Raw genomic sequence first — 19,554 nt, 5'->3', positions numbered from 1 at the left:
CCCGAGTTGAGATCGGCGTCGATGGCCATCTGCTTGCCGGGCATCTTGTCCAAGGTGAATCGGGCGGCCACTTCGGCGATACGCCCGGCGCCCTTGGTGATGACCACGAAGTTGATCACCACCAGGATGAAGAAGACCACCAGTCCGACCACGGTGTTGCCCCCGACCACGAACTGGCCGAAGGCGCGGATGACCTCCCCCGCAGCCGACTCCCCTTCCGAGCCGTGCAGCAGCACCAGACGGGTCGAGGAGACGTTCAGGGCCAGGCGAAACAGGGTGGTCAGCAGCAGGACGCTGGGAAAGGCCGAAAATTCCAACGGCTTGTGGACATAGACCGTCGTCAGAAGAATGACGATGGCCATGGCGATATTGACGGACAACAGGAGATCGAGCAGCGGTGGTGGCAGAGGAATGATCATCACCGCCAATACGGAGATGATCCCGACAGCCATCAACACATCGGAAAAACCCTTGAGCCTCGGTAGTGCCTGGGAAAAATCAAGTGCAGCCAAAGGTAGCTCTCCCTCGCCGGATAGGGCCTATGAATAGCCCGCAACCAGTCATAAAGCAAATTTTAAGCCAAATTACATAATAAAGTCCATCGTTACCCACTTTTTACACCCTTTTCCCCACCGGCGCCCCGGATCAAGGGGTGACCCTTGACTCGGAGGGGCAAGCCATGGAATTGTTGCGTTTTCAGTATTCACAGCCTCCAGGGATCCATCATCCAGGTTTCATGCCATGGCGCTCGCCAACCCGATACCCTCCCGTGACGATACACCCGCTTCCGGTCTGCAAACCGAAGCCACGCAATCGGTGGGCCTGGTCAAAACCTGTCATGTGACCCTGTTCGACGACGATCAGCCCCTGAAACTGGATGCCGGCAGCACTCTGGCCCCGGTGACCGTGGCCTACGAAACCTACGGTTCGCTCAACGCCGAAAAGAACAACGCCATCCTGCTCTGCCACGCCCTCTCCGGCAATGCCCACGCCGCCGGGAAACACTCCCTAGAGGATCGCAAGTCGGGCTGGTGGGACGACTATATCGGACCGGGCAAACCCTTCGACACCAACCGCTATTTCATCATCTGCTCCAACAATCTGGGCGGTTGCGACGGCACCACCGGCCCCTCCAGCATCAATCCCGCCGACGGCAAGCCCTACGCCCTGCGCTTTCCCATGATCACCATCGGGGATATGGTCCGGGTGCAGCACGCCCTGGTGCGACACCTGGGCGTGCATCGTCTCCTGGCGGTGGCCGGAGGCTCGATGGGCGGCATGATGGCCCTGCAATGGGTGATCGACTATCCCGATGAAGTCGATGCGAGTATCGCCATCGCTTCCACACCCCGGCTTTCCGCGCAGAACATCGCCTTCAACGCCGTGGCCCGCCAGGCCATTCTCATGGATCCCTTCTTCAACGGCGGGGACTACTATAACGATACCCGGCGCCCTGAAAACGGTCTGGCCCTGGCCCGCATGATGGCCCACATCACCTACCTCTCCGAAAAGGGTCTGCACGACAAATTCGGGCGCAAGCTGCAAAATCGCGAACGCCTCTCCTTCGGTTTCGAAACCGACTTCGCCGTGGAAAGCTACCTCTATTATCAGGGCAGCTCCTTCGTGAAAAAGTTCGATGCCAACACCTATCTGTACATCACCAAGGCCATGGACTATTTCGATCCCTTCCCGGATCCGGAAACCACGGCAAAACGTCTGAAACCCGTAAAAGCCAAATTTCTGGTGGTCAGCTTCGATACCGACTGGCGGTTCGACACTTCGCGCTCCCAGGAACTGGTCAAGATCCTCAACTGGAACCGCAAGGGGGTCACCTTCCAGGATATCCCCTCTCCCTTCGGGCACGACTCCTTCCTGCTGGACGTGCCCCTGTTCAAGCTCTCCCTGGCCACCTTCCTGCAACGCCGTTTCCTGGAAATCACCGGGGGAGTCTCTCACCTTGGCTGAGTTGCGCATCGATCTGGAGGTCATCGCCAACATGGTGGTGCCCGGTTCCCGCATCCTGGACCTGGGTTGCGGTGACGGCGCCCTGCTGGAACACCTGATTCAACACAAGAACGTTCAGGGCTACGGCGTCGAAATCTCCCACGAAGGGGTGCATGCCTGCATCCGTCGCGGCGTGCCGGTCTACCACGGGGACATCGACGAAGGTCTGTCGGAGCATCCCAACGACCACTTCGACTACGTCATCCTCTCCCATACCCTGCAGACGGTGCATCGCCCCCGGTTCGTCATCAAGGAGATGCTGCGCATCGGCAAGATGGGCATCGTCTCCTTTCCCAACTTCGGCCATTGGAGCATCCGCTCCCACCTGGCCTTCGGCGGACGCATGCCCCGCACCCCCATCCTGCCCTTTGCCTGGTACGATACCCCCAATATCCATATGTGCACGATTCTCGACTTTCACGAACTCTGCCAGGAGATGAATCTCAAGATCGTGCAAACCGTCTATCTGGCCTCCAGCGGGCACCATCCCGAAAACCCCCTGAAACGCCAGTTCGCCAAGTGGTTGCCCCTGCCGGTAGCCAACTTCCTGGCTCCCATGGCCGTCTTCCTGCTTGAGGAATCCACCTGATGCCTTATATCGTCAAAACCCTGATTTCGGAAATGGACCTTCAGGAGCGCGTGCGCACCCTGGCGGAGGAGATCGCCCCGCGTCTGGGCCCCGATCCCATCGTCATCGGACTCTTCAAGGGGGCCTTCATCTTTACCGCCGATCTGGTGCGCGAGCTTTATCGGGTCGGGGTCAACCCCGCCATCGATTTCATGGTCCTCTCCTCCTACGGCGCCGGCATGGACAGCGCCGGGACCGTCGCCGTCAAGCTCGATTGTCGTGAGAAGCTGGAAGGACGCCATATCCTCCTGGTGGACGATATCCTCGATACGGGCAACACCCTGCTCTTCACCATCGACCATCTGCGCGCCAAGGGAGCGGCCCAGGTTCTCTCCTGCGTCCTGCTGGACAAGAAGGAGCGCCGCAAGATGCCCGTGAAGGCCGATTTCGTGGGTTTCCCCATTCCCAACGAATTCGTGGTCGGCTACGGCATCGACTATGCCGAAAAACACCGGGAACTGCCCTATATCGGCGCCGTGGTGCAGCAACAGGCCGCCTCCTGACATAAGGTCAGCCCGCCTGATGGTGACGGTTCTTCCCTGTCATTCGCTGTTGTTCGATCTCGATGGTACCCTGGTGGATACCGCGCCGGATCTGTGCGGCGCCCTCAACCATGTCCTGAGGCTGCACGGGCGCGCTCCCCTGCCCCTCGAATCGGTTCGCCATCTGGTGGGAGGGGGTGCGCGCACCCTTCTGGCGCGCGGCTTCGGGAGAGAAACGGAGCCTCGCCCTGGGGAAGAGGAGGCCTTCGATCAGACGGTTGCGGAATTTCTCGACTACTACGAGGCCCACCTCGCCGACCATTCCCGGCCGTTTCCGGGAGTTCGGGAGGCTTTGGCGCGGCTTGCCGAGGCCGGATTCGCCCTGGGTATCGTGACCAACAAACCGGAACAACTGACTCGTCCCCTGCTGCATCAACTGGGGCTCGACGCATTCTTTCCGTGCGTCGTGGGGGGCAACACCCTGACCGTGCATAAACCGGATCCGGCTCCCCTGTTTCACGCCCTCGCCTGCCTGGGGCGGCCCTCTCGGGGAGCCGTCATGGTCGGCGATTCCGAAACCGATGCCGATGCGGCCCACAACGCCGCGATACCCGTCATCCTGGTCACCTACGGCTACACCCGGGGCCGCTCCGTCGAGGAGATGTCCCCGGCGCTCACGGTCAGCCATTTCGGCGATTTGCCGGAATGCGTGCGGTTTCATTCGCCTGCGGAGAATTGATCCCATGTCCCGACAACTGAAACTGGGCCTGCCCAAAGGCAGCCTCGAAAACGCCACCCTGGAACTCTTCGCCCAGGCGGGCTGGTCGATGTCCATCGGCTCCCGCAACTATTTCCCCTCCATCAACGACCCCGATCTCTACTGCGCCCTGGTCCGCCCCCAGGAGATGCCCCTGTACATCGCCGACGGCACCCTCGATCTGGGACTCACCGGCTACGACTGGATCCTGGAACGCGACTGCCAGGAGAAGGTGGAGGTCATCAGCACCCTGGACTATTCCAAAAGCTCCAACCAGGCCTGTCGCTGGGTGCTGGTGGTGGCCAACGATTCGCCCATCCGCTCGGTTCACGATCTTCAAGGCTGCAAGGTGGCCACGGAACTGGAGAATTTCACCCGCTCCTATTTGAAACAGCATGGCGTCGCCGCCGATGTCTTCTTCTCCTGGGGGGCCACGGAAGCCAAGGTGGTGGAAGGTCTGGTGGATGCCGCCGTGGAGATCACTGAAACCGGATCGACCATTCGCGCCCACGGACTGCGCATCGTCGAAGAGCTTCTCGTCACCTCCACCCGGCTCATCGCCAACCCCGAGGCCTGTCGGGATCCCTGGAAAAAACGCAAGATCGATCAGATCGCCCTTCTGCTCAAAGCCGCCCTCGACGCACGCCACAAGGTGGTACTCAAGATGAACGCCCCGGCTTCCGGGCTGGAGGGGGTTCTGGCCATCCTGCCGGCCATCACCTCGCCCACCATCAGCGAGTTGGCCACCAAAGGCGGGGAACGCTGGGTGGCCCTGGAAACCGTGGTGGATCGCCCCCTGATTCGGGATCTGATTCCCCGGCTCAAGGAGGCTGGCGCCGTCGGCATTCTGGAATACGATCTCAAAAAGGTGATCTAGATTGCATTTGGACGATGCAATCGCGTCTTTTTTTTGGGAAAATGGCTCAACACCCCATGAAACGGGAACAAGGGCTGCCTCGCCACCCCGTTTGGGGTTCCGATGCGAGTCCGTCGTCACGAAAGGAAAATACAAATGGATGTCAAACTGGAAGGTCGTCAGGTCGAAATCGGTAATGAATTGAGGGAACGCATCGAAAAGCGCCTGGAAAACCTGGATCGCCGCTTTGGTCCCATCACCCACGCCCGTCTCAGCGTGGAGAAGAAGGCCCATCGCAACGAACAGCGGGCCGAGGTGACCGCCGTGATCAACATTCCCGGACAGACCCTTACCGCCACCAAGGAGGCCGCCACCGTGGTGGAAGCGGTCAACGAGACCCTCGACACCTTGACCGAGGAGATCCAGGAAATCGTCAAAAAAGCCAAGGATCCCCGCAAATAGCTTTCGTTTCAAGGGAATACGGGACTCCGGGGGGGCATACCCCCCCGGTTGGTTCGGGCCCGAGTGGACTCTTCACACACCCTGATTCGGGGGGGAATCGCCGCACAATATTAACTTTTTTAATTTTATTGACGCCGAATCCGGAAGCAGAAGATCATGGGAATTGCCTCTGATATCGTTATTATAATAATCGCCGCCATGTTGTGCGGCGGAGCCGCCCACGCCCTCCGACAACCCGTGATTCTGGGCTACATTCTCGCCGGAATTGCCGTCGGTCCCCATACCGGCGGGGTCACGGTGGTCAATATTCACGATATCGAACTGCTGGCCGAAATTGGCGTCGCCCTGTTGATGTTCGCCCTTGGTCTGGAGTTCTCCTTCAAGGAACTCCGTTCCGTCCGTCTGATCGCTCTCATCGGAACCCCGCTGCAGATGGGCCTCACCCTTGGCGCCGGCCTGGGCATCGGCCGCCTCTTCGGCATGGAATGGACCACGGCCCTCTGGTTCGGCGCCGTCTGCTCCCTCTCCAGCACCATGGTCCTGTTGAAAACCCTGATGAGTCAGGGTTGGATGGGAACCCTGTCCAGCCGGGTCATGATCAGCATGCTGATCGTGCAGGACCTGGCGGTGGTGCCCCTGCTGATCGTGTTGCCGCAACTCGGCAAACCGGACATGGGGCTGCCGATTCTGGGCTGGGCCGCAGTGAAAGCCCTGGCCTTTCTGCTGGCCATGTACGTCGCCGGCACCCGCGTCATACCCTGGCTGGTCAGACAGGTCTCCCGCTGGAACTCCCGGGAACTCTTCTCCATGGCCATCCTGGCCCTGGGTTTGAGTATCGGCTATCTCACCCATTCCGTGGGGCTCTCTTTCGCTTTCGGGGCCTTCGTTTCGGGCATGATCCTCAGCGGCAGCCATTTCGGTCACCAGGCGTTGAGCGATGTGCTGCCCATTCGTGACCTGTTCGCCATGATCTTCTTCGTCTCCGTCGGCATGATGCTCGATCCGGCGTATCTGCTGCACCATATCGGCGAGGTGGTCACCCTGGTCTTCGCCGTCAGTCTGGCCAAAGGGACCATCTTTTACGCCATCGCCCGACTGTTCCGCTACGGCAACGTCATTCCCCTCGCCGTCGGGCTGGGGTTGTTTCAGATCGGGGAATTCGCTTTCGTGTTGGCCAAACTCGGTCACACCGGCGGCTCGCTCTCCGCTGACGACTATTCCCTCTTCCTGACCATTGCCGTGATCACCATGTTGATCACCCCCCTGCTCTCTTCCCAAACGGCCCGTCTTTACGGCCTGATCAAACGCCGCAGCAACCATCCCCGTCTGAACACCGTCGCCAGGACGGAAGATGGGTTGAGCAACCATGTCGTCATCGTCGGGGCGGGACCGGTCGGGCGGCAGGTTGCCCTCCAGTTGCGCCACCTGGCCTTGCCCCATCTGCTGATTGAAATCGATCCGAAGCATCTGGACGCAGCCAACGCCTTGGGCTTGCCCATCCGTTACGGAGATGCCCGTCAACCGGTCATCCTGGAATCCTGCCGGATTCAGACGGCCCGGTTGCTTCTGCTCACCCTGCCCGACCTCGCCGTGAGTGGGGAGATCATTTCCCAAGCCCGCAAACTTTCCCCGGAACTGCCCATCATCGCCCGCACCTCGAACGATGATCATCTACAGGCCCTGCTGAAGCTTGGTATCCATGACGTGGTGTGTCCCAATCTGGAAGTCAGTCTGGCCATGGCCCGGCAGGCGCTTATCTTTCTGGGGGTGCCACCCACCGTCATCCATCGGCTGGCCATGGATGAGCGGCATCAACTCTACTCCAGAATGGGAGGGGGGAGTCACGAGGCGATTTTCACCACTCAGCTTGTGGAAGCGGAGAGGCAGTTCGATGTGGAGTGGGTTCCCTTGACGGCAGACGCCGCCTTTTTGGAGCAATCCATCGGGGAATCGGACGTGCGCAATCAGACGGGAGCGCTTGTAGTCGGCATTTTACGGGAGGGGGAGGTTCACGTTTCGCCCCGTTCCGATTTCCGTTTTCAGGTGGGGGATCTGGTCGCGGTCATGGGTCCGCAGGAAGCGCGAAGTGCGTTCATTCTGTTGGCGGGACAGGGAGAGATCCGTTGACTTTCAATATGCTATCTCTTTTAAATAAAAAAGAAAATATTCTGTCTGTTGACTCTTTGATTGGATGTAACTATTCAGACACCTGAACAGTGCAGCATGATCGGATCAACGGCGAAAGGAAAAGTCCCAGGAGTGCCCCCTGGACCCCATGGGGTTGAACGTCAACAACAAAAGGAAGAGTCCCAGGGCGCTGCCCTGGACCCGTCGGGGGGGATAATCCCCACCGGACCCCCGCATATCTGAATAGTTACGATTGGATTTAATTTTTCAAAATATTATTTTTAAAGAAAAAGCCAAAAGAGAGAACATTTTCTTTTTTTGATACTTAAAGACAACATATTGAAAGGATATCAAGTCTCTTCCAGCGCACGCCGCACCACCGTGCGCACTTCCGCCGGCGAGAAGGGTTTCGCCAGAGTGCGAAAGGCCCCGAAATCCCGGGCCACATGCAGATTGAACGAGGCGCTGAGTCCTTTGCCACCCGCCGAAATGGCAATAACCCGAACCCCCGGATGCAGCCGCTGCAACTCCAAAATCACCTCGATGCCATCCCCTTCGGGCATCAGCATATCGGTCACCACCAGATCCAACATCTCCTCATGCACCACCTGCAATCCGGCAAGGCCATTGGCGGCCTCCAGAACCTCATACCCCTCGCCTTCCAGAATCTGCCGCAGCAGCACGCGGATGGCTTGATCGTCATCAATGATCAGAATCCTGGCCAACGGACGGCTCCTTCCCGGTTCGGCAAACCACGGGGACCACTCCCCTCTGCTCCGAACCCCTTCGTTCCATCTCAAATGAATCCGCTAGTGAGGCTTGCGCTCCTGCACCAGATGATGGGCTTTGATCGCCGCTTCTTCCACTTCCTTCAACATGGAGCGGCGGGCGGACTCCAGCACCTTTCCGGGAATCCGGGTGGCGTTGGCCACCGCTTGCAGGGTCTCCCCTCCCTGGAAATGGCGCTTGGCCAGGATGATCTTGACGAAGTCATCCAGGATGATACCCTTCAATTCGACATCCGCGACGCGAAGCTCCTTGACTATCCGCTCCCAGGAATGGCCTGCGGCCACCTCCCTTTCCAGATAAGCCATGGACTCCTCGTAGAGACGATCATCCTCGGAGGAGAAGTTGCTTTGCACCACCTCGTGGCGCAAATGGTAATCGTCATCGCTCACGGCTGCTCTCCTTCCGCGACTTCCTTGCTGCCCATGCGACGCCCCGATTTCATGTAGGGATCCAACAACAGCACCACGGGCGCGGCCACGAAGACGGAGGAGAGGGTGCCCAGCCCGACGCCGAAAAGCAGCGCCAGGGCGAAACCGTGAATCACCTCTCCACCCACGAAAAAGAGACCCAACAGCACCAGAACCACCGTTCCCGAGGTGATGATGGTTCGGGAGAGGGTCAGGTTGATGGCTTCGTTGATCACCACAGCCATGGGTGCGCTCTTCAGACGCATCATCTCGTCCCGGATCCGGTCGTAAACCACGATGGTATCGTTGATAGAGTAACCCAGAATGGTCAGCAGGGCCGCCACGATGGTCAGGGTGAACTCTTCCTGCAGAATGGAGAAGAGGCCCACGGTACACAGCACGTCGTGGAACAGAGCCAATACCGCCCCCAGCGCAAAACGCCATTCGAACCGCCAACCGACATAGATCAGGATGGCAACGAGGGAATAAAGCACCGCCATGATGCCCTGCCAGGCCAGCTCGCTTCCCACCTGGGGTCCGACGAACTCCACCCGGCGCACTTCCAGATCCTTGCCCGCCACGTTCAGAGGAGCCAGCTTGCGCACGATCTCCTTGGCCAGCTCCGACTGCTTGCGGCTTTCGTCCTTCTGGGCCTCGATACGCAGCAACACTTCATTGGGGGAACCGAACTCCTGAATGACCACATCCCCCAGATGCATCTCGTCCAAAGAGGAACGGATCGGTCCGATCGGGGCCGGAGCATCGAAACGCAATTGAATGGAGATGCCTCCCGAAAAATCGATGCCGTAATTGAGTCCCTGATAGAGATAGGAGACCAACCCGGCAATCAGAATCACCGCCGAGAGGAAAAGCGAATACGGCGTCAGCTTGACGAAGTCGATATGGGTGCGTTTGTGGATCAATTCCATGGAGGAGCACTTTTTCCGTAGGTGATGGGACCGATTCAGATACTGAGCCGGGTGACGCGGCGGTTTCTCAAAGCCATGTTCACGGCCACACGGGTCACGAAGATGGCGGTGAACATGGAGACGAGCAACCCCAGGGTCAGGGTCACGGCGAAACCGCGCACCGGACCGGTACCGAATTGATACAGGATAACGCTGGTGATCACCGTGGTCAGGTTGGAGTCCAGAATGGTGACAAAAGCCTTTTCATAGCCATGATCGATGGCGGCCAGAGGGCTTTTGCCCAGACGAACCTCTTCCCGGATACGTTCGTTGATCAACACGTTGGCGTCCACCGCCATACCGACCAGCAACACCACCCCGGCAATGCCCGGCAGGGTCAGCGTGGCCCCCAACCAGGCCAGGCCCGCGACGAGGATGACGATGTTCAACATGACCGCCAGACTGGCGATGATACCGAAGCCTTTGTAGTAGACCACCATGAACAGCACCACCAGGCCGCTGCCAAGCGCCATGGAGAGCAGCCCCTGATGAATGGAGTCGCTTCCCAGGGAAGGTCCGACGGTACGCTCCTCCAGAACATTCACCGGCGCGGGCAGGGCGCCCGAACGCAGGGCGATGGCCAGGTCGTTGGCCTCCTCCAGGGTGAAGCTGCCGGAAATCTGCGCCCGACCGCCTTCGATCTTCTCCCGGATCACCGGGGCGGAATAGACCTTGTTGTCCAGCACGATGGCCATCAACTCGCCCACGTTCTCGGAGGTCAATTCGGCAAATTTCCGGCCACCCACCCGGTCGAAATTGATGCCGACGTAGGGTTCGTTGGTCTGGGAGCTGAAGTTGACCCGGGCATCGGTGAGCCGATCCCCGGTGAGAACGGTGCGCTTTTTCAGCAGATAGGGCTGCTTGACCATCTTTCCGGAGACGCTGCGTTCCTCGCCGTAAAGGACTTCGTCCCCAGGGGGGATGCGTCCGGCCAGGGCCTTTTCGAGATCCCCCTTGCGGTCCACCATCTTGAATTCAAGGCGGGCGGTGCGTCCGATCAGCGCCTTGGCCCGTTCCACATCCTTCAGGCCGGGCAATTGCACCAACACCCGATTGGTGCCCTGTTTCTGGATGATGGGCTCGGCAACGCCGAACTGATCCACGCGGGAGCGGATGGTCTGGATCGACTGTTCCACCGCCATGCGACGGATTTCGTTCTGTTCCTGGTCGGAGAGGCGCACGGTGAAACCGCTCTTGTCCGTCTCCTCGATCACCTCGTGGTTGGAGAAGCGCTCCTTGAACATTTTGCGCAACGCCGCCGTATCGCCCTCCTCCGCCGGTTTGAGCAGAACCCGGTCACGTCCGGTTCGCTCCACCCCACGGAAACGGAGTTTCTCCTGTTTCAATTGGGCCCGCAGATCGTCCACCAGGTTTTCGGCGGTCTGTTCCACGGCCTTCTCCACCTCCACCTCCAGGAGGAGATAGAGTCCACCCTGAAGGTCCAACCCCTGGTTGACCTTGACGTGGGAGAGCCAGGAGGGCCACCAGGAAGGGACGCCACCCATAAAGGTCGGCAGGGAACCCTGAATGCTGACCAGTATGACAACCATCACCAGGATGAAACGCCAGCGCAGACTCATGATTCAGACCCTCGTATCCACGACCATCACGATTTTTCGGTCACATCGCCGCCGGAAGCCTTGGTGGTCACCGCCGTGACGGTTTGACGCTTCACCTTGATGCGCACCGGCTTGAAGGTACGGGAATCGATCTCCACTTCGCCCACTTCGACGGAGATCAGGTCGTCTTCCACCCGATGGATGCGTCCCACCATGCCACCGCCCGTCACCACCGTATCCCCGCGCTGCAGATTTTCCACCATCTCCTTGTGGGCTTTGGCCTGTTTCTGTTGCGGGCGGATCAGGACGAAATAGAAGATGCCGAACAGGGCCGCCATGAAGAGCAGATTGCTCATCAAAGCCGCCGTGCTCTCCTGAGGATTGCCTTCGGCAAACGCATTGGCGATCAGATCCAACATGCCATCAATCTCCTGCAAAGGTCGAATGAAACCAGCTCGAAGTGCGGGAATGGACGCAAATCCCTCGCCCCTTCTCCCGGCTGGCAAGGTTGCAACGGATATTCTGACTTCAGGGGAGTCGCCCCCCTCCGCAAGCCAGCATGGTATTGTAACCCGTCAACGGCCCAAGGGGCAGTAAGATTTCCACATTAAAAAAAGATTGTGCCTGAAAGAGAGTGGCTGTACCTTGTTTCCTCGTATTGGGTGATTTTTTCTTCAGGCTACGGAAATTCCCGCTCATCACGGCGGGCAGGAAGGTAACCCGTTGTGTCTCGGCCCGGCATGTCCCAAACCCCGCTGAAACATCGCCTGATCCGGATGGCCGACGAAATGCCGGCCCATCCGCGCAACGTGCATCGACTGTTGCAGGCCACCTCGACCCTGGCCACCCCCCCGAAAATGGTGGCCCGGATCATCTCCCAGGATCCGGTCATGACCCTGCTGGTTCTCAAAGCCGCCAACCTGATCCATTTCGGCCACTCCGGGCGAATCGCCTCCATCGACGCGGCCATGGCCCTTGTCGGCTACAATACCGTCAAGAACGTGGCTCTCAAAGCGGTTCAACAGGGAATTCTCCCCTCCAACGGTGATCAGAGTCCCGATCCGTCAGCTCTTTTGACCCACTTCCAGGCAACCGGATGGTATGCCCGCCAGATTGGCCTGCGTTTGAATCCACAATGCCTTGATCCGTCGGAATTTTATGTGGCCGGACTTTTGCATGATGTCGGCAAGTGGTTGCTTTGCTTCGCTCTGCCGGGTGACTATGCCCAGGTCTGGCGCCTGTCACTGCAGGAGAAGCGCCCCCTCAAAGAGGTGGAACAACGCGAACTGGGCATCGATCACGAAGAGATCGGCACGCTGCTGGGAGAGAAGTGGCTGCTGCCGGTCGCCCTGACCGAATGCCTGGGCAGTCACCATGGCGCCAAGGAGTGGACGGGGCGGAACGTCTTGCGGGACGCCGTCCTGGTCGGCAACCAGATCGCCGTGCTGGCCAAGGCGGGACAGGGCGGATGCCCGGTTCAGGAGCCGCTGCCGGCCCGGCTCAAAAAACAACTGGGAGGCAAACCCGCCGAGCTGCTGGCGACCCTGGAGCCCCTTCCGGAACTATGATGTCTCCTCTGTTCCAGCCGATACCTGGGGCACACCATGAAGATCACCTTCCGCGGGGTACGAGGTTCCATTGCCGTCCCCGGTGAAAAAACGGTTCGAACCGGAGGCAACACCTCCTGCATCGAAGTGCGCACCGATACCGGGGAACTCCTGATCCTGGATGCCGGTACCGGCATCTTTGCCCTCTCCCAGACCCTCTTCGGGCAGTTGCCCCTGACCATGCACCTGTTCATCACCCATACCCATTGGGATCATATCCAGGGACTGCCGTTTCTGCTGCCAACCTTCATTCCGGGAAACACCATCCACATTTACGGGGCCTTCGACCCGGTCAAAAACGCCACCATCCAGGAGACCCTGGGACGGCAGTGGGAGTACATCTATTTCCCGGTGCGGGAGGCGGAACTGGCCGCCAATCTCCATTTTCACACCCTGCGGGAAGGCCAAACCGTCACCACCGCTTCGGCCAGCGTTACCGGCGTGCTGATGAACCATCCGGTGATCAACCTGGGCTACCGCATCGAATCGAACGGTCGCAGCCTCTTTTTCACCGGAGATCACGAACCGGCCTATAATTTCTACGCCCCCGCCGATCCCGAATACGCCAGCTACGAACGTCTGCTGGCGCAACGCCACGCCCAGCAACTCGAACTCATCCGAGGGGTCGACGTACTGATCGCGGACACCTCCTACACCTCCGAGGATCTGCCTTCCAAACGGGGATGGGGTCACGGTTCCTACGGTACCAGCCTGGCGCTGGCACGGGATGCCGGGGTCAAACACCTCTTTTTCACCCACCACGAACCCACCCGCAGTGACGACGCCCTGCAGACCGTCTTCGAAGCGGTCAAGGCCGAACACGAAGCCTCCGGCAACCCCTTCGAACTTCATCTGGCCTGCGAAAACGCCTCTTTCTCCTGGTAAAAATCCCGGCGAAAAGCCGCCATGCGATTCTGTGAAATGGCCTCCCGCATCGCCCCCATCAGGGAGAGGTAATAGGAGAGATTGTGCAGCGTCATCAGGCGCAGAGCCAGAATCTCCCCCGCCCGGAAGAGATGATGCAGGTAGGCCCGGCTGTACTGGCGACAGGTTTCGCAGCCGCAGTTCTCGTCCGGTGGACGATCATCCTCCCGGAAGGCCGCCTGTTTGATGCTCAAGGTTCCCCCCCGCACGAACATCTGCCCGTTGCGCGCATTCCGGGTCGGCATGACGCAGTCGAACATGTCGATACCGGCACAGACCCCCTCGACCAGATCTTCCGGCTTGCCCACCCCCATCAGATAACGCGGTTTGTCGACGGGCAGCAACGCCGGCGCGTAAGAGAGGACCGCCTGCATGGTCTCCTTGGGTTCCCCCACCGACAACCCCCCCAGAGCGAACCCTTCGAAGGGCATCTCCCGCAGGGTCAGGGCCGCCCGGGTGCGCAGATCCTCGTGCATGCCCCCCTGCACGATGGCAAAAAGCGCCGTTCCCTGCGGACGTTCCACCGCCAGGGCGCGTTGCGCCCAGCGAATGGAACGGTCCGTGGCCTGGATCACCGCTTCACGGGGGGCCGGAAAGGGAGGACACTCATCGAGTTGCATCTGGATATCCGAACCCAGCGCCGCCTGGATGGCCACCACCGATTCCGGAGTCAGCTTGCGGGCCGACCCGTCGATATGAGAACGAAAGGTCACCCCCTCTTCGGTGATCTTGCGCAAGGCCCCCAGGCTGTATACCTGGAATCCCCCGGAATCGGTCAGGATGGAGCGGGGCCAATTCATAAAGCGGTGCAACCCCCCCAACCGGGCCACCCGCTCCTCACCGGGACGCAGATGCAGGTGATAGGTATTGCCCAGCAGAATGGAGACCCCGATCGAAGCCAACTCGCCGGAGCTCATGGCTTTCACGGTAGCCTGGGTGCCCACCGGCATGAAAACCGGGGTTTCGACCACTCCGTGACGGGTGAAGAAGCGCCCCCGCCGGGCCCCGTTCGGGTCGACGTGAAGCAGGTTGAAGGCAAAACGATTCATGATCCCGATACTCTCCCGCCACGGGACAAGCGCCAGTCGCCACGCTCAGGGAAAGAGCAGACCGGCATCCCCGTATGAATAGAAACGATAGCCGCCGGAGACCGCATGGGCATAGTCGCGCTCCAATCGGGATCGGCCCACGAAAGCCGCCACCAGCATCAGCAGCGTCGAGGCCGGCAGATGGAAGTTGGTCATCAGGATATCCACCACCTGGAAGCGAAATCCCGGCAAAACGAAGAGCCGGGTTTGCCCCGAAACGGGCTGCACCTGGCCCGAGGCATCCACCGCGCTCTCCAGGGCGCGCAACGTGGTGGTCCCCACCGCCACCACCCGCCCTCCCCCGACCCGGGTCTGCCGGATGGCCGCCGCCGTTTCCGCCGGAACCTGAAACCACTCCGCATGCATGACATGGTCGGCGATATGACTGACCCGTACCGGCTGAAAGGTGCCCGGTCCGACGTGCAAGGTGACGCGCGCCTGCCCTATCCCCGCCTGCCGCAGGCGCTGCAACAGCGCTTCGGTAAAATGCAGTCCGGCGGTGGGGGCCGCCACTGCGCCGGGTTGGGTGGCGAAGACCGTCTGATACCGGCTGCGATCCACCGCTTCCGAGCCGGAGGGCGCGATATAGGGCGGCAACGGCGTGGCGCCATGGTGGTGCAGCGCCGCCAAAGCATCCTCGCACTCCATTTGCAGGGTGAAGATCTCCTCCTGCCGCTCCAGCACCCGCAAGGTCAGGGACTCGCTGACCCGAAGGGCCATCCCCGGTCGCACGCCACGTCCCCGTCGGATCCAGGCGGGCCAGCGCCCCTCGGCATCGGCCAGACCCAAAAGCAGCACTTCCACCTGCCCGCCACTGGGTTTCTGCGCCGCAAGCCTTGCGGGCAGAACCCGGGTATCGTTGAATACCAGCAGATCGCCGGGACGCAACAGCTCCGCCAGGTCGGCAACCCGTCGGTCCTCCACCCCCTCCGGCCGACTCACCAACAACCGGGAAGCATCCCGTGGCGAAGCGGGTTCCTGGGCAATGGCGGAGTCCGGCAAGGGATAGAGGTAATCGTCCGGTCCGCCCAAATCGGTTGAATCGGCGTTCAACCCTTGAAAAAAGTGACCCATGCCTCGGCACCAACCTTCGTCTCTCTCATGGGGCGGTCATGACCTGCACACTGATTCTGACCCGCGCCTCCCTGCCCGATAATCCCTGGGCAGACCCCGGTTTCCGCCGCTGTTGCGCCGGGGAGGTGCGCTACTTTCATCTGTTCGAGGGGGTTCTGGCTACGGAGGGGTTTCCCATCCACTGGCCAAAAGGGCAACGCCTGGTCTGTGGCCACGATCTGAACCGTATCGGCGATCCTGCCGCCCTCCCCCGGGAGGCGGGCGTTGCCGGACTCTACCAACTGGGACGCTGGCTTCACGACAGCGATGTCATCGTGGCCTTGCCCCACCCCGGAATACCGGCAGCGGACCTCCCCGTCGGACCCAAGCATCTGGCCATCGCCCTGCCGCCGACCCCGGACGAAGCGGCGATGGCTGCCCTGCGTCTGGGGGTGGGGCTGGCGGGATCCGGGCATCGCATCACCCTCCTCCACGCCAACCCCCGATCCTGGCTCCGGGAGATGGCGAGCTTCGACTCCGCCGGGGAACTGCTGGAACTCCTCACCCCGCTTCACGTCAATCTGCGGGAGAACCTGGTCGCCATTGTGCCCTCTCCGGTGATCATTCTCAATCTGTAGCATGCCCAATAACGCAAAAGGGCCTGAAGAGGCAACCCTCTTCAGGCCCTTGAATCGCAGATGGTTTGGGGCGATGGCTTGAGGCGGTCAGTCGGCGACGCTGCGACGCCAAAACAAAATCTTGCCACAAGCCTGGCATTTCCGAATACTGGCCAGGAAGTAGATGAAGGCCATGGTCAGGAAAAGAGGCACCAGCACCCGCACGGCGGCGAGAACCGGTCCCAGGCGCACATCCTGCCGAATCAACTCGTCGGCTCCGTCAACCACCCCGATCAAGGTGAAGGCAGTAATCATGAAACCCCCAAACACCACCAGCACCATACTGCGGAAGAGAGGGCGCGGCTCGTGACTCATGAGGAACCTCCTGTCGAGAGAAAAGACTGCCTCACTGGCGCGTCGGGACCATTATAGGGGGGCAAGCATTGACCACAAGGAAAATAAATTTGTTTAAAATCAGTATGTTGCGCTATTTTTTCCGATTCGGCACCCCTCTCCGGGCCCTCTTTCACAAAGATATTTTATCAAGACAGGCTATTTATAAATTCTATTTATTGCATGTCAGGACTTTTTGCAGTGCAGCATAAGGAACTCTCCTTCCATTTATTCTTTGCGGTGCGGAATTCTTATTCTAGGTGATATATTTTTTGAAAATCTCCCAAAGACCGCAAATATACATTACTTTAAGGTTTAACATTGTGTCCCGCTCGACCCCCGTTACCACATTTTTTACTGTACATTTATGCCTCCGGCCATCCCCCCCGCCATGAAGGCTCCCTCCCGCCATTCGACCCCCATCCTCTTTCTGCTCGGTCAGCTCATCGGCATCCTGCTGTGGAGCGAACGGATCGACACCCCGACCCGTTGGACCATCCTTCTCATGCTTCTGGCCTTGACCGCCCTCTGGGGTCATCCCGGCTGGAGTCGGCAAACGAGCAGACTCGCCGTACTCTCCGGGTTCCTGCTGGGACTCCTCTCCCTCTTCTGGGGTCAAACGCCCCAAAGCACCCTCCCGGAGGACCCCACCCAATCGAGCCGTACCCTGGAAGCCACCGTCATGGAGGCGGAAACTCGTGAAGACGGGCAGAAACTCCTCCTGGATCAGGTCCGCTTTGCGAATGGAACCCCCCTCGAAGGCAAGGCGCTCCTCTCAGTTTACCGCAATCCGGCTTCCCTGTTGCCCGGGGACCGGGTGCGACTGGAGGCCAAACTGCAACCCCCCGGAAACTATCGCACGCCGGGAGCGTTCGATTACGCCGGATATCTGCTGCGGGAAGGCATAACGGCCAGCGGAAACGTCAGCGGAAACGTTACCCTTCTGGGCAATACCGGCCAGTGGACCTTGAACCGCTGGCGCAGCACCATCGCCAAACAACTCGAAAATCTGGTACCCCGCTCTCAACTGGGCCTGGCGGAAGCCATGCTGGTCGGCTTCCGGGGTCATCTCGGCGAAATGAGCAGCGGACTGCAAGCCGCCGGCATCTATCATCTGATCGCCATCTCCGGTTCCCATATCAGCATGGTGGCCGGGTGGAGCTTCTTCCTGCTGCGACTGCTGCTGGTGCTTCTGGCCTTTCCGCTGGCCCGGCGCATGGACATGAAGCCCGTGACCGCATGGCTGACCCTGATTCCGGTGCTGCTTTACGGAAGCCTGGCGGGATGGTCCGTGGCCACGCAGCGCTCCGTCATCATGTGTTGCCTCCTCCTGCTGGCCGTGGGCCTGCGTCGGGAAAACCAGATGGTCCGCGCCCTGCTCCTCGCCGCCATCGCTTTGCTCGCCTGGCACCCCTGGCAATGGGCCGACGCCGGGTTTCAGCTCTCCTTCATGGCCACCGCCCTGACCCTGGTCTGCTGGCGCGCCTTGCAGCACCTGACCGGCTGGCGCAAACACCTCGTTATGCTCCTGTCCAGCGTCCTCTTTCTCGAAGTGTTGCTGGCTCCGGTCTCGGTCTACAATTTTCACCGGCTCACCCCCTGGGGTATTTTGACCAACCTGCTGGCCATCCCCTGGACCGGTTTGGTCTCCCTGCCGCTGGGCCTGACCGGTCTGCTGGCCGGAGCCTTTTCGGAAAACCTTCAACAGTGGCTGTGGCAGGCCTTCGCCACCTCCCTTCTTCCCCTGGCCTGGATGGCCGAAACGGTGCCCGAACTCCCCGGAGGCTGGTGGCGTCTAGCCGGCCCCACCCTTTCGGGACTGGCGCTCTTTCATGTCGCCCTGGCAGCCCTGCCCAAAGCCCGGCACATCGCATTCAGACTGTCCCTGGCCGGTCTGATGTTCCTGGGTCTCCTCTGGCCCCGATCCTCCACTCTGGGTGGGGACTTTCAGGCCGCCATCCTCGATATCGGTCAGGGGCAATCCGTGGTTCTGCATACCGGAGACGGTCTCTGGAGCGTCCTGGATGCCGGTGGGCCCCACTCCCCCCGTTTCGACATCGGAGAAGGCGTGGTCTCCCCCTTTCTATGGGATAACGAGGTCTCCCGTTTGCGACGGGTCATCATCAGCCATCCCCAAATGGACCACATGTCCGGGGCCAAAAGTTTGTTGCGCAATTTTCAGGTCGAGGAGTTGTGGATTGGACTGTTTCGGGAAGAAGAGGCCAACAACGCCCATTACCGGGAACTGTTGCAAACCGCCGAAAAGGTGGGAACCCGGATCCGCAGACTGGAAGGCCCTTTCCAATTGGAGGATCCCCTGGCCAAATGGACCTTGTTGAAACCGGCGCTGCCCTCGCATCCGGATCTGAACAACCGCTCCCTGATCTGGAAACTGGAGGTGGGCCGTTTCGCTTTTCTCTTTCCCGCCGACCTGCTGGCCTCGGGTGAACGCGCCTTGCTGGCGCGCAAGGATCTCGAACCGGTCACCGTGATGCTGGCTCCCCATCATGGCAGCCACAGTTCCAGCTCACGGGAGTTCGTGGCGACCCTTCGGCCCCGCCATGTCCTCTTCAGCGCCGGACGCCACAACCGCTTTCACCATCCTCATCCGGAGGTGGAAAAACGCTATGTCGAAAGCGGCGCCACGCCATGGCGCACCGACCGCCAGGGCACCCTCCTAATGCGCTCCGACGGCCAGGTATTGACCCTCTTTCCCGCCCTTTACGACTAACGACGCCGTACCCGCCAATCCAGCAGCAACGACAGCATGCTGCCCAAAAAGAGGCCGATCAGAAAACCGGCCATCACGATCTTCCTGCGTTCCGGACGCACC

The 19,554-nt window shown here is 60.2% G+C and carries 20 protein-coding genes; 11 read left to right on the top strand and 9 right to left on the bottom strand.

All coding sequences use genetic code 11. The features are described 5' to 3' along the window. The coding region (locus HQL56_09685; protein ID MBF0309787.1) for an FHIPEP family type III secretion protein at nucleotides 1-452 on the bottom strand (452 nt) is incomplete at its 3' end. A 289-nt stretch (nucleotides 453-741) separates the two neighbouring features. On the opposite strand from HQL56_09685, the gene HQL56_09680 reads away from it, so the two are divergent. The 7 genes from HQL56_09680 (at nucleotide 742) to HQL56_09650 (ending at nucleotide 7,316) form a co-directional block, all read left to right on the top strand. Beyond that, on the top strand, nucleotides 742-1,965 hold the full coding sequence (locus HQL56_09680) for a homoserine O-acetyltransferase (protein MBF0309786.1): 1,224 nt from the start codon (nucleotides 742-744) through the stop codon (nucleotides 1,963-1,965). Then, nucleotides 1,958-2,593 carry a methionine biosynthesis protein MetW gene (metW, locus tag HQL56_09675; GenBank protein ID MBF0309785.1) on the top strand — a complete coding sequence of 212 codons (636 nt, stop codon included), beginning with the start codon at nucleotides 1,958-1,960 and terminating at the stop codon, nucleotides 2,591-2,593. Before HQL56_09680 ends, metW begins: the two co-directional genes overlap by 8 nt. Then, nucleotides 2,593-3,135 (top strand): hypoxanthine phosphoribosyltransferase, encoded by a 543-nt coding sequence (gene hpt, locus HQL56_09670; protein ID MBF0309784.1) that lies wholly within the window; start codon nucleotides 2,593-2,595, stop codon nucleotides 3,133-3,135. The genes metW and hpt overlap by 1 nt, the downstream gene beginning before the upstream one ends. 19 nt (nucleotides 3,136-3,154) lie before the next feature. Continuing rightward, entirely contained in the window at nucleotides 3,155-3,853 is a 699-nt protein-coding gene (gph, locus tag HQL56_09665) for a phosphoglycolate phosphatase (protein MBF0309783.1), read from the top strand. A gap of 4 nt (nucleotides 3,854-3,857) precedes the next feature. Next, nucleotides 3,858-4,748 carry an ATP phosphoribosyltransferase gene (locus HQL56_09660; protein MBF0309782.1) on the top strand — a complete coding sequence of 297 codons (891 nt, stop codon included), beginning with the start codon at nucleotides 3,858-3,860 and terminating at the stop codon, nucleotides 4,746-4,748. Nucleotides 4,749-4,883: 135 nt separating this feature from the next. Next, nucleotides 4,884-5,189: a ribosome-associated translation inhibitor RaiA gene (gene raiA / locus HQL56_09655; protein ID MBF0309781.1), complete on the top strand. Its 306-nt coding sequence runs from the start codon at nucleotides 4,884-4,886 to the stop codon at nucleotides 5,187-5,189. Between the two features lie 156 nt (nucleotides 5,190-5,345). Further along, the gene (locus tag HQL56_09650; GenBank protein ID MBF0309780.1) at nucleotides 5,346-7,316 is read left to right on the top strand and encodes a cation:proton antiporter; all 1,971 of its coding nucleotides are present in this window, start codon (nucleotides 5,346-5,348) and stop codon (nucleotides 7,314-7,316) included. Nucleotides 7,317-7,666: 350 nt separating this feature from the next. On the opposite strand, the gene HQL56_09645 is transcribed toward HQL56_09650, so the two are convergent. The 5 genes from HQL56_09645 to yajC all read right to left on the bottom strand — a co-directional run bounded on the left by HQL56_09645 (nucleotide 7,667) and on the right by yajC (nucleotide 11,458). Then, nucleotides 7,667-8,041 carry a response regulator gene (locus tag HQL56_09645; protein MBF0309779.1) on the bottom strand — a complete coding sequence of 125 codons (375 nt, stop codon included), beginning with the start codon at nucleotides 8,039-8,041 and terminating at the stop codon, nucleotides 7,667-7,669. 84 nt (nucleotides 8,042-8,125) lie between these two features. Beyond that, nucleotides 8,126-8,494, bottom strand: coding sequence for a hypothetical protein (locus HQL56_09640; GenBank protein ID MBF0309778.1), 369 nt, complete (start codon nucleotides 8,492-8,494; stop codon nucleotides 8,126-8,128). Next, the gene (gene secF / locus HQL56_09635; GenBank protein MBF0309777.1) at nucleotides 8,491-9,441 is read right to left on the bottom strand and encodes a protein translocase subunit SecF; all 951 of its coding nucleotides are present in this window, start codon (nucleotides 9,439-9,441) and stop codon (nucleotides 8,491-8,493) included. The genes HQL56_09640 and secF overlap by 4 nt, the downstream gene beginning before the upstream one ends. A gap of 35 nt (nucleotides 9,442-9,476) precedes the next feature. Then, entirely contained in the window at nucleotides 9,477-11,060 is a 1,584-nt protein-coding gene (secD, locus tag HQL56_09630; GenBank protein ID MBF0309776.1) for a protein translocase subunit SecD, read from the bottom strand. A 26-nt stretch (nucleotides 11,061-11,086) separates the two neighbouring features. After that, the gene (gene yajC / locus HQL56_09625; protein MBF0309775.1) at nucleotides 11,087-11,458 is read right to left on the bottom strand and encodes a preprotein translocase subunit YajC; all 372 of its coding nucleotides are present in this window, start codon (nucleotides 11,456-11,458) and stop codon (nucleotides 11,087-11,089) included. 306 nt (nucleotides 11,459-11,764) lie between these two features. Between yajC and HQL56_09620 the strand changes: the two genes are divergently transcribed. Next, the gene (locus HQL56_09620) at nucleotides 11,765-12,607 is read left to right on the top strand and encodes an HDOD domain-containing protein (protein ID MBF0309774.1); all 843 of its coding nucleotides are present in this window, start codon (nucleotides 11,765-11,767) and stop codon (nucleotides 12,605-12,607) included. Between the two features lie 36 nt (nucleotides 12,608-12,643). Continuing rightward, a complete protein-coding gene (locus HQL56_09615) occupies nucleotides 12,644-13,531 on the top strand; it encodes an MBL fold metallo-hydrolase (GenBank protein ID MBF0309773.1) in 888 nt (295 codons plus the stop codon). On the opposite strand, the gene tgt is transcribed toward HQL56_09615, so the two are convergent. After that, nucleotides 13,495-14,619, bottom strand: coding sequence for a tRNA guanosine(34) transglycosylase Tgt (gene tgt, locus HQL56_09610; GenBank protein MBF0309772.1), 1,125 nt, complete (start codon nucleotides 14,617-14,619; stop codon nucleotides 13,495-13,497). The genes HQL56_09615 and tgt overlap by 37 nt on opposite strands. Before the next feature lie 45 nt (nucleotides 14,620-14,664). Continuing rightward, the gene (gene queA / locus HQL56_09605; protein ID MBF0309771.1) at nucleotides 14,665-15,732 is read right to left on the bottom strand and encodes a tRNA preQ1(34) S-adenosylmethionine ribosyltransferase-isomerase QueA; all 1,068 of its coding nucleotides are present in this window, start codon (nucleotides 15,730-15,732) and stop codon (nucleotides 14,665-14,667) included. A gap of 38 nt (nucleotides 15,733-15,770) precedes the next feature. Here queA and HQL56_09600 point away from each other — a divergent pair, with 38 nt between their 5' ends. After that, on the top strand, nucleotides 15,771-16,349 hold the full coding sequence (locus tag HQL56_09600) for a hypothetical protein (protein MBF0309770.1): 579 nt from the start codon (nucleotides 15,771-15,773) through the stop codon (nucleotides 16,347-16,349). 87 nt (nucleotides 16,350-16,436) lie between these two features. Here the strand turns inward: HQL56_09600 and HQL56_09595 are convergent, their stop codons facing one another. Then, the gene (locus HQL56_09595) at nucleotides 16,437-16,703 is read right to left on the bottom strand and encodes a hypothetical protein (GenBank protein ID MBF0309769.1); all 267 of its coding nucleotides are present in this window, start codon (nucleotides 16,701-16,703) and stop codon (nucleotides 16,437-16,439) included. A gap of 385 nt (nucleotides 16,704-17,088) precedes the next feature. On the opposite strand from HQL56_09595, the gene HQL56_09590 reads away from it, so the two are divergent. Further along, entirely contained in the window at nucleotides 17,089-19,452 is a 2,364-nt protein-coding gene (locus tag HQL56_09590; GenBank protein ID MBF0309768.1) for a DNA internalization-related competence protein ComEC/Rec2, read from the top strand. Nucleotides 19,453-19,554 lie beyond the last annotated feature (102 nt).

The organism is Magnetococcales bacterium, from assembly GCA_015231925.1.
GTDB lineage: Bacteria > Pseudomonadota > Magnetococcia > Magnetococcales > JADGAQ01 > JADGAQ01.
The sequence above is the reverse complement of the archived record's forward strand: the minus strand, read 5'-3'. Positions and strand labels throughout refer to the sequence as shown.

Excerpts from the sequence above, each read along its gene's own strand:
- HQL56_09660 (MBF0309782.1), top strand. The coding sequence starts at position 3,858 with ATGTCCCGACAACTGAAACTGGGCCTGCCCAAAGGCAGCCTCGAAAAC.
- HQL56_09650 (MBF0309780.1), top strand. The coding sequence starts at position 5,346 with ATGGGAATTGCCTCTGATATCGTTATTATAATAATCGCCGCCATGTTG.
- HQL56_09680 (MBF0309786.1), top strand. The coding sequence starts at position 742 with ATGGCGCTCGCCAACCCGATACCCTCCCGTGACGATACACCCGCTTCC.
- HQL56_09595 (MBF0309769.1), bottom strand. The coding sequence starts at position 16,703 with ATGAGTCACGAGCCGCGCCCTCTCTTCCGCAGTATGGTGCTGGTGGTG.
- HQL56_09600 (MBF0309770.1), top strand. The coding sequence starts at position 15,771 with ATGACCTGCACACTGATTCTGACCCGCGCCTCCCTGCCCGATAATCCC.
- secF (MBF0309777.1), bottom strand. The coding sequence starts at position 9,441 with ATGGAATTGATCCACAAACGCACCCATATCGACTTCGTCAAGCTGACG.
- queA (MBF0309771.1), bottom strand. The coding sequence starts at position 15,732 with ATGGGTCACTTTTTTCAAGGGTTGAACGCCGATTCAACCGATTTGGGC.
- tgt (MBF0309772.1), bottom strand. The coding sequence starts at position 14,619 with ATGAATCGTTTTGCCTTCAACCTGCTTCACGTCGACCCGAACGGGGCC.
- raiA (MBF0309781.1), top strand. The coding sequence starts at position 4,884 with ATGGATGTCAAACTGGAAGGTCGTCAGGTCGAAATCGGTAATGAATTG.
- hpt (MBF0309784.1), top strand. The coding sequence starts at position 2,593 with ATGCCTTATATCGTCAAAACCCTGATTTCGGAAATGGACCTTCAGGAG.
- yajC (MBF0309775.1), bottom strand. The coding sequence starts at position 11,458 with ATGTTGGATCTGATCGCCAATGCGTTTGCCGAAGGCAATCCTCAGGAG.
- secD (MBF0309776.1), bottom strand. The coding sequence starts at position 11,060 with ATGAGTCTGCGCTGGCGTTTCATCCTGGTGATGGTTGTCATACTGGTC.
- HQL56_09615 (MBF0309773.1), top strand. The coding sequence starts at position 12,644 with ATGAAGATCACCTTCCGCGGGGTACGAGGTTCCATTGCCGTCCCCGGT.
- HQL56_09590 (MBF0309768.1), top strand. The coding sequence starts at position 17,089 with ATGCCTCCGGCCATCCCCCCCGCCATGAAGGCTCCCTCCCGCCATTCG.
- gph (MBF0309783.1), top strand. The coding sequence starts at position 3,155 with ATGGTGACGGTTCTTCCCTGTCATTCGCTGTTGTTCGATCTCGATGGT.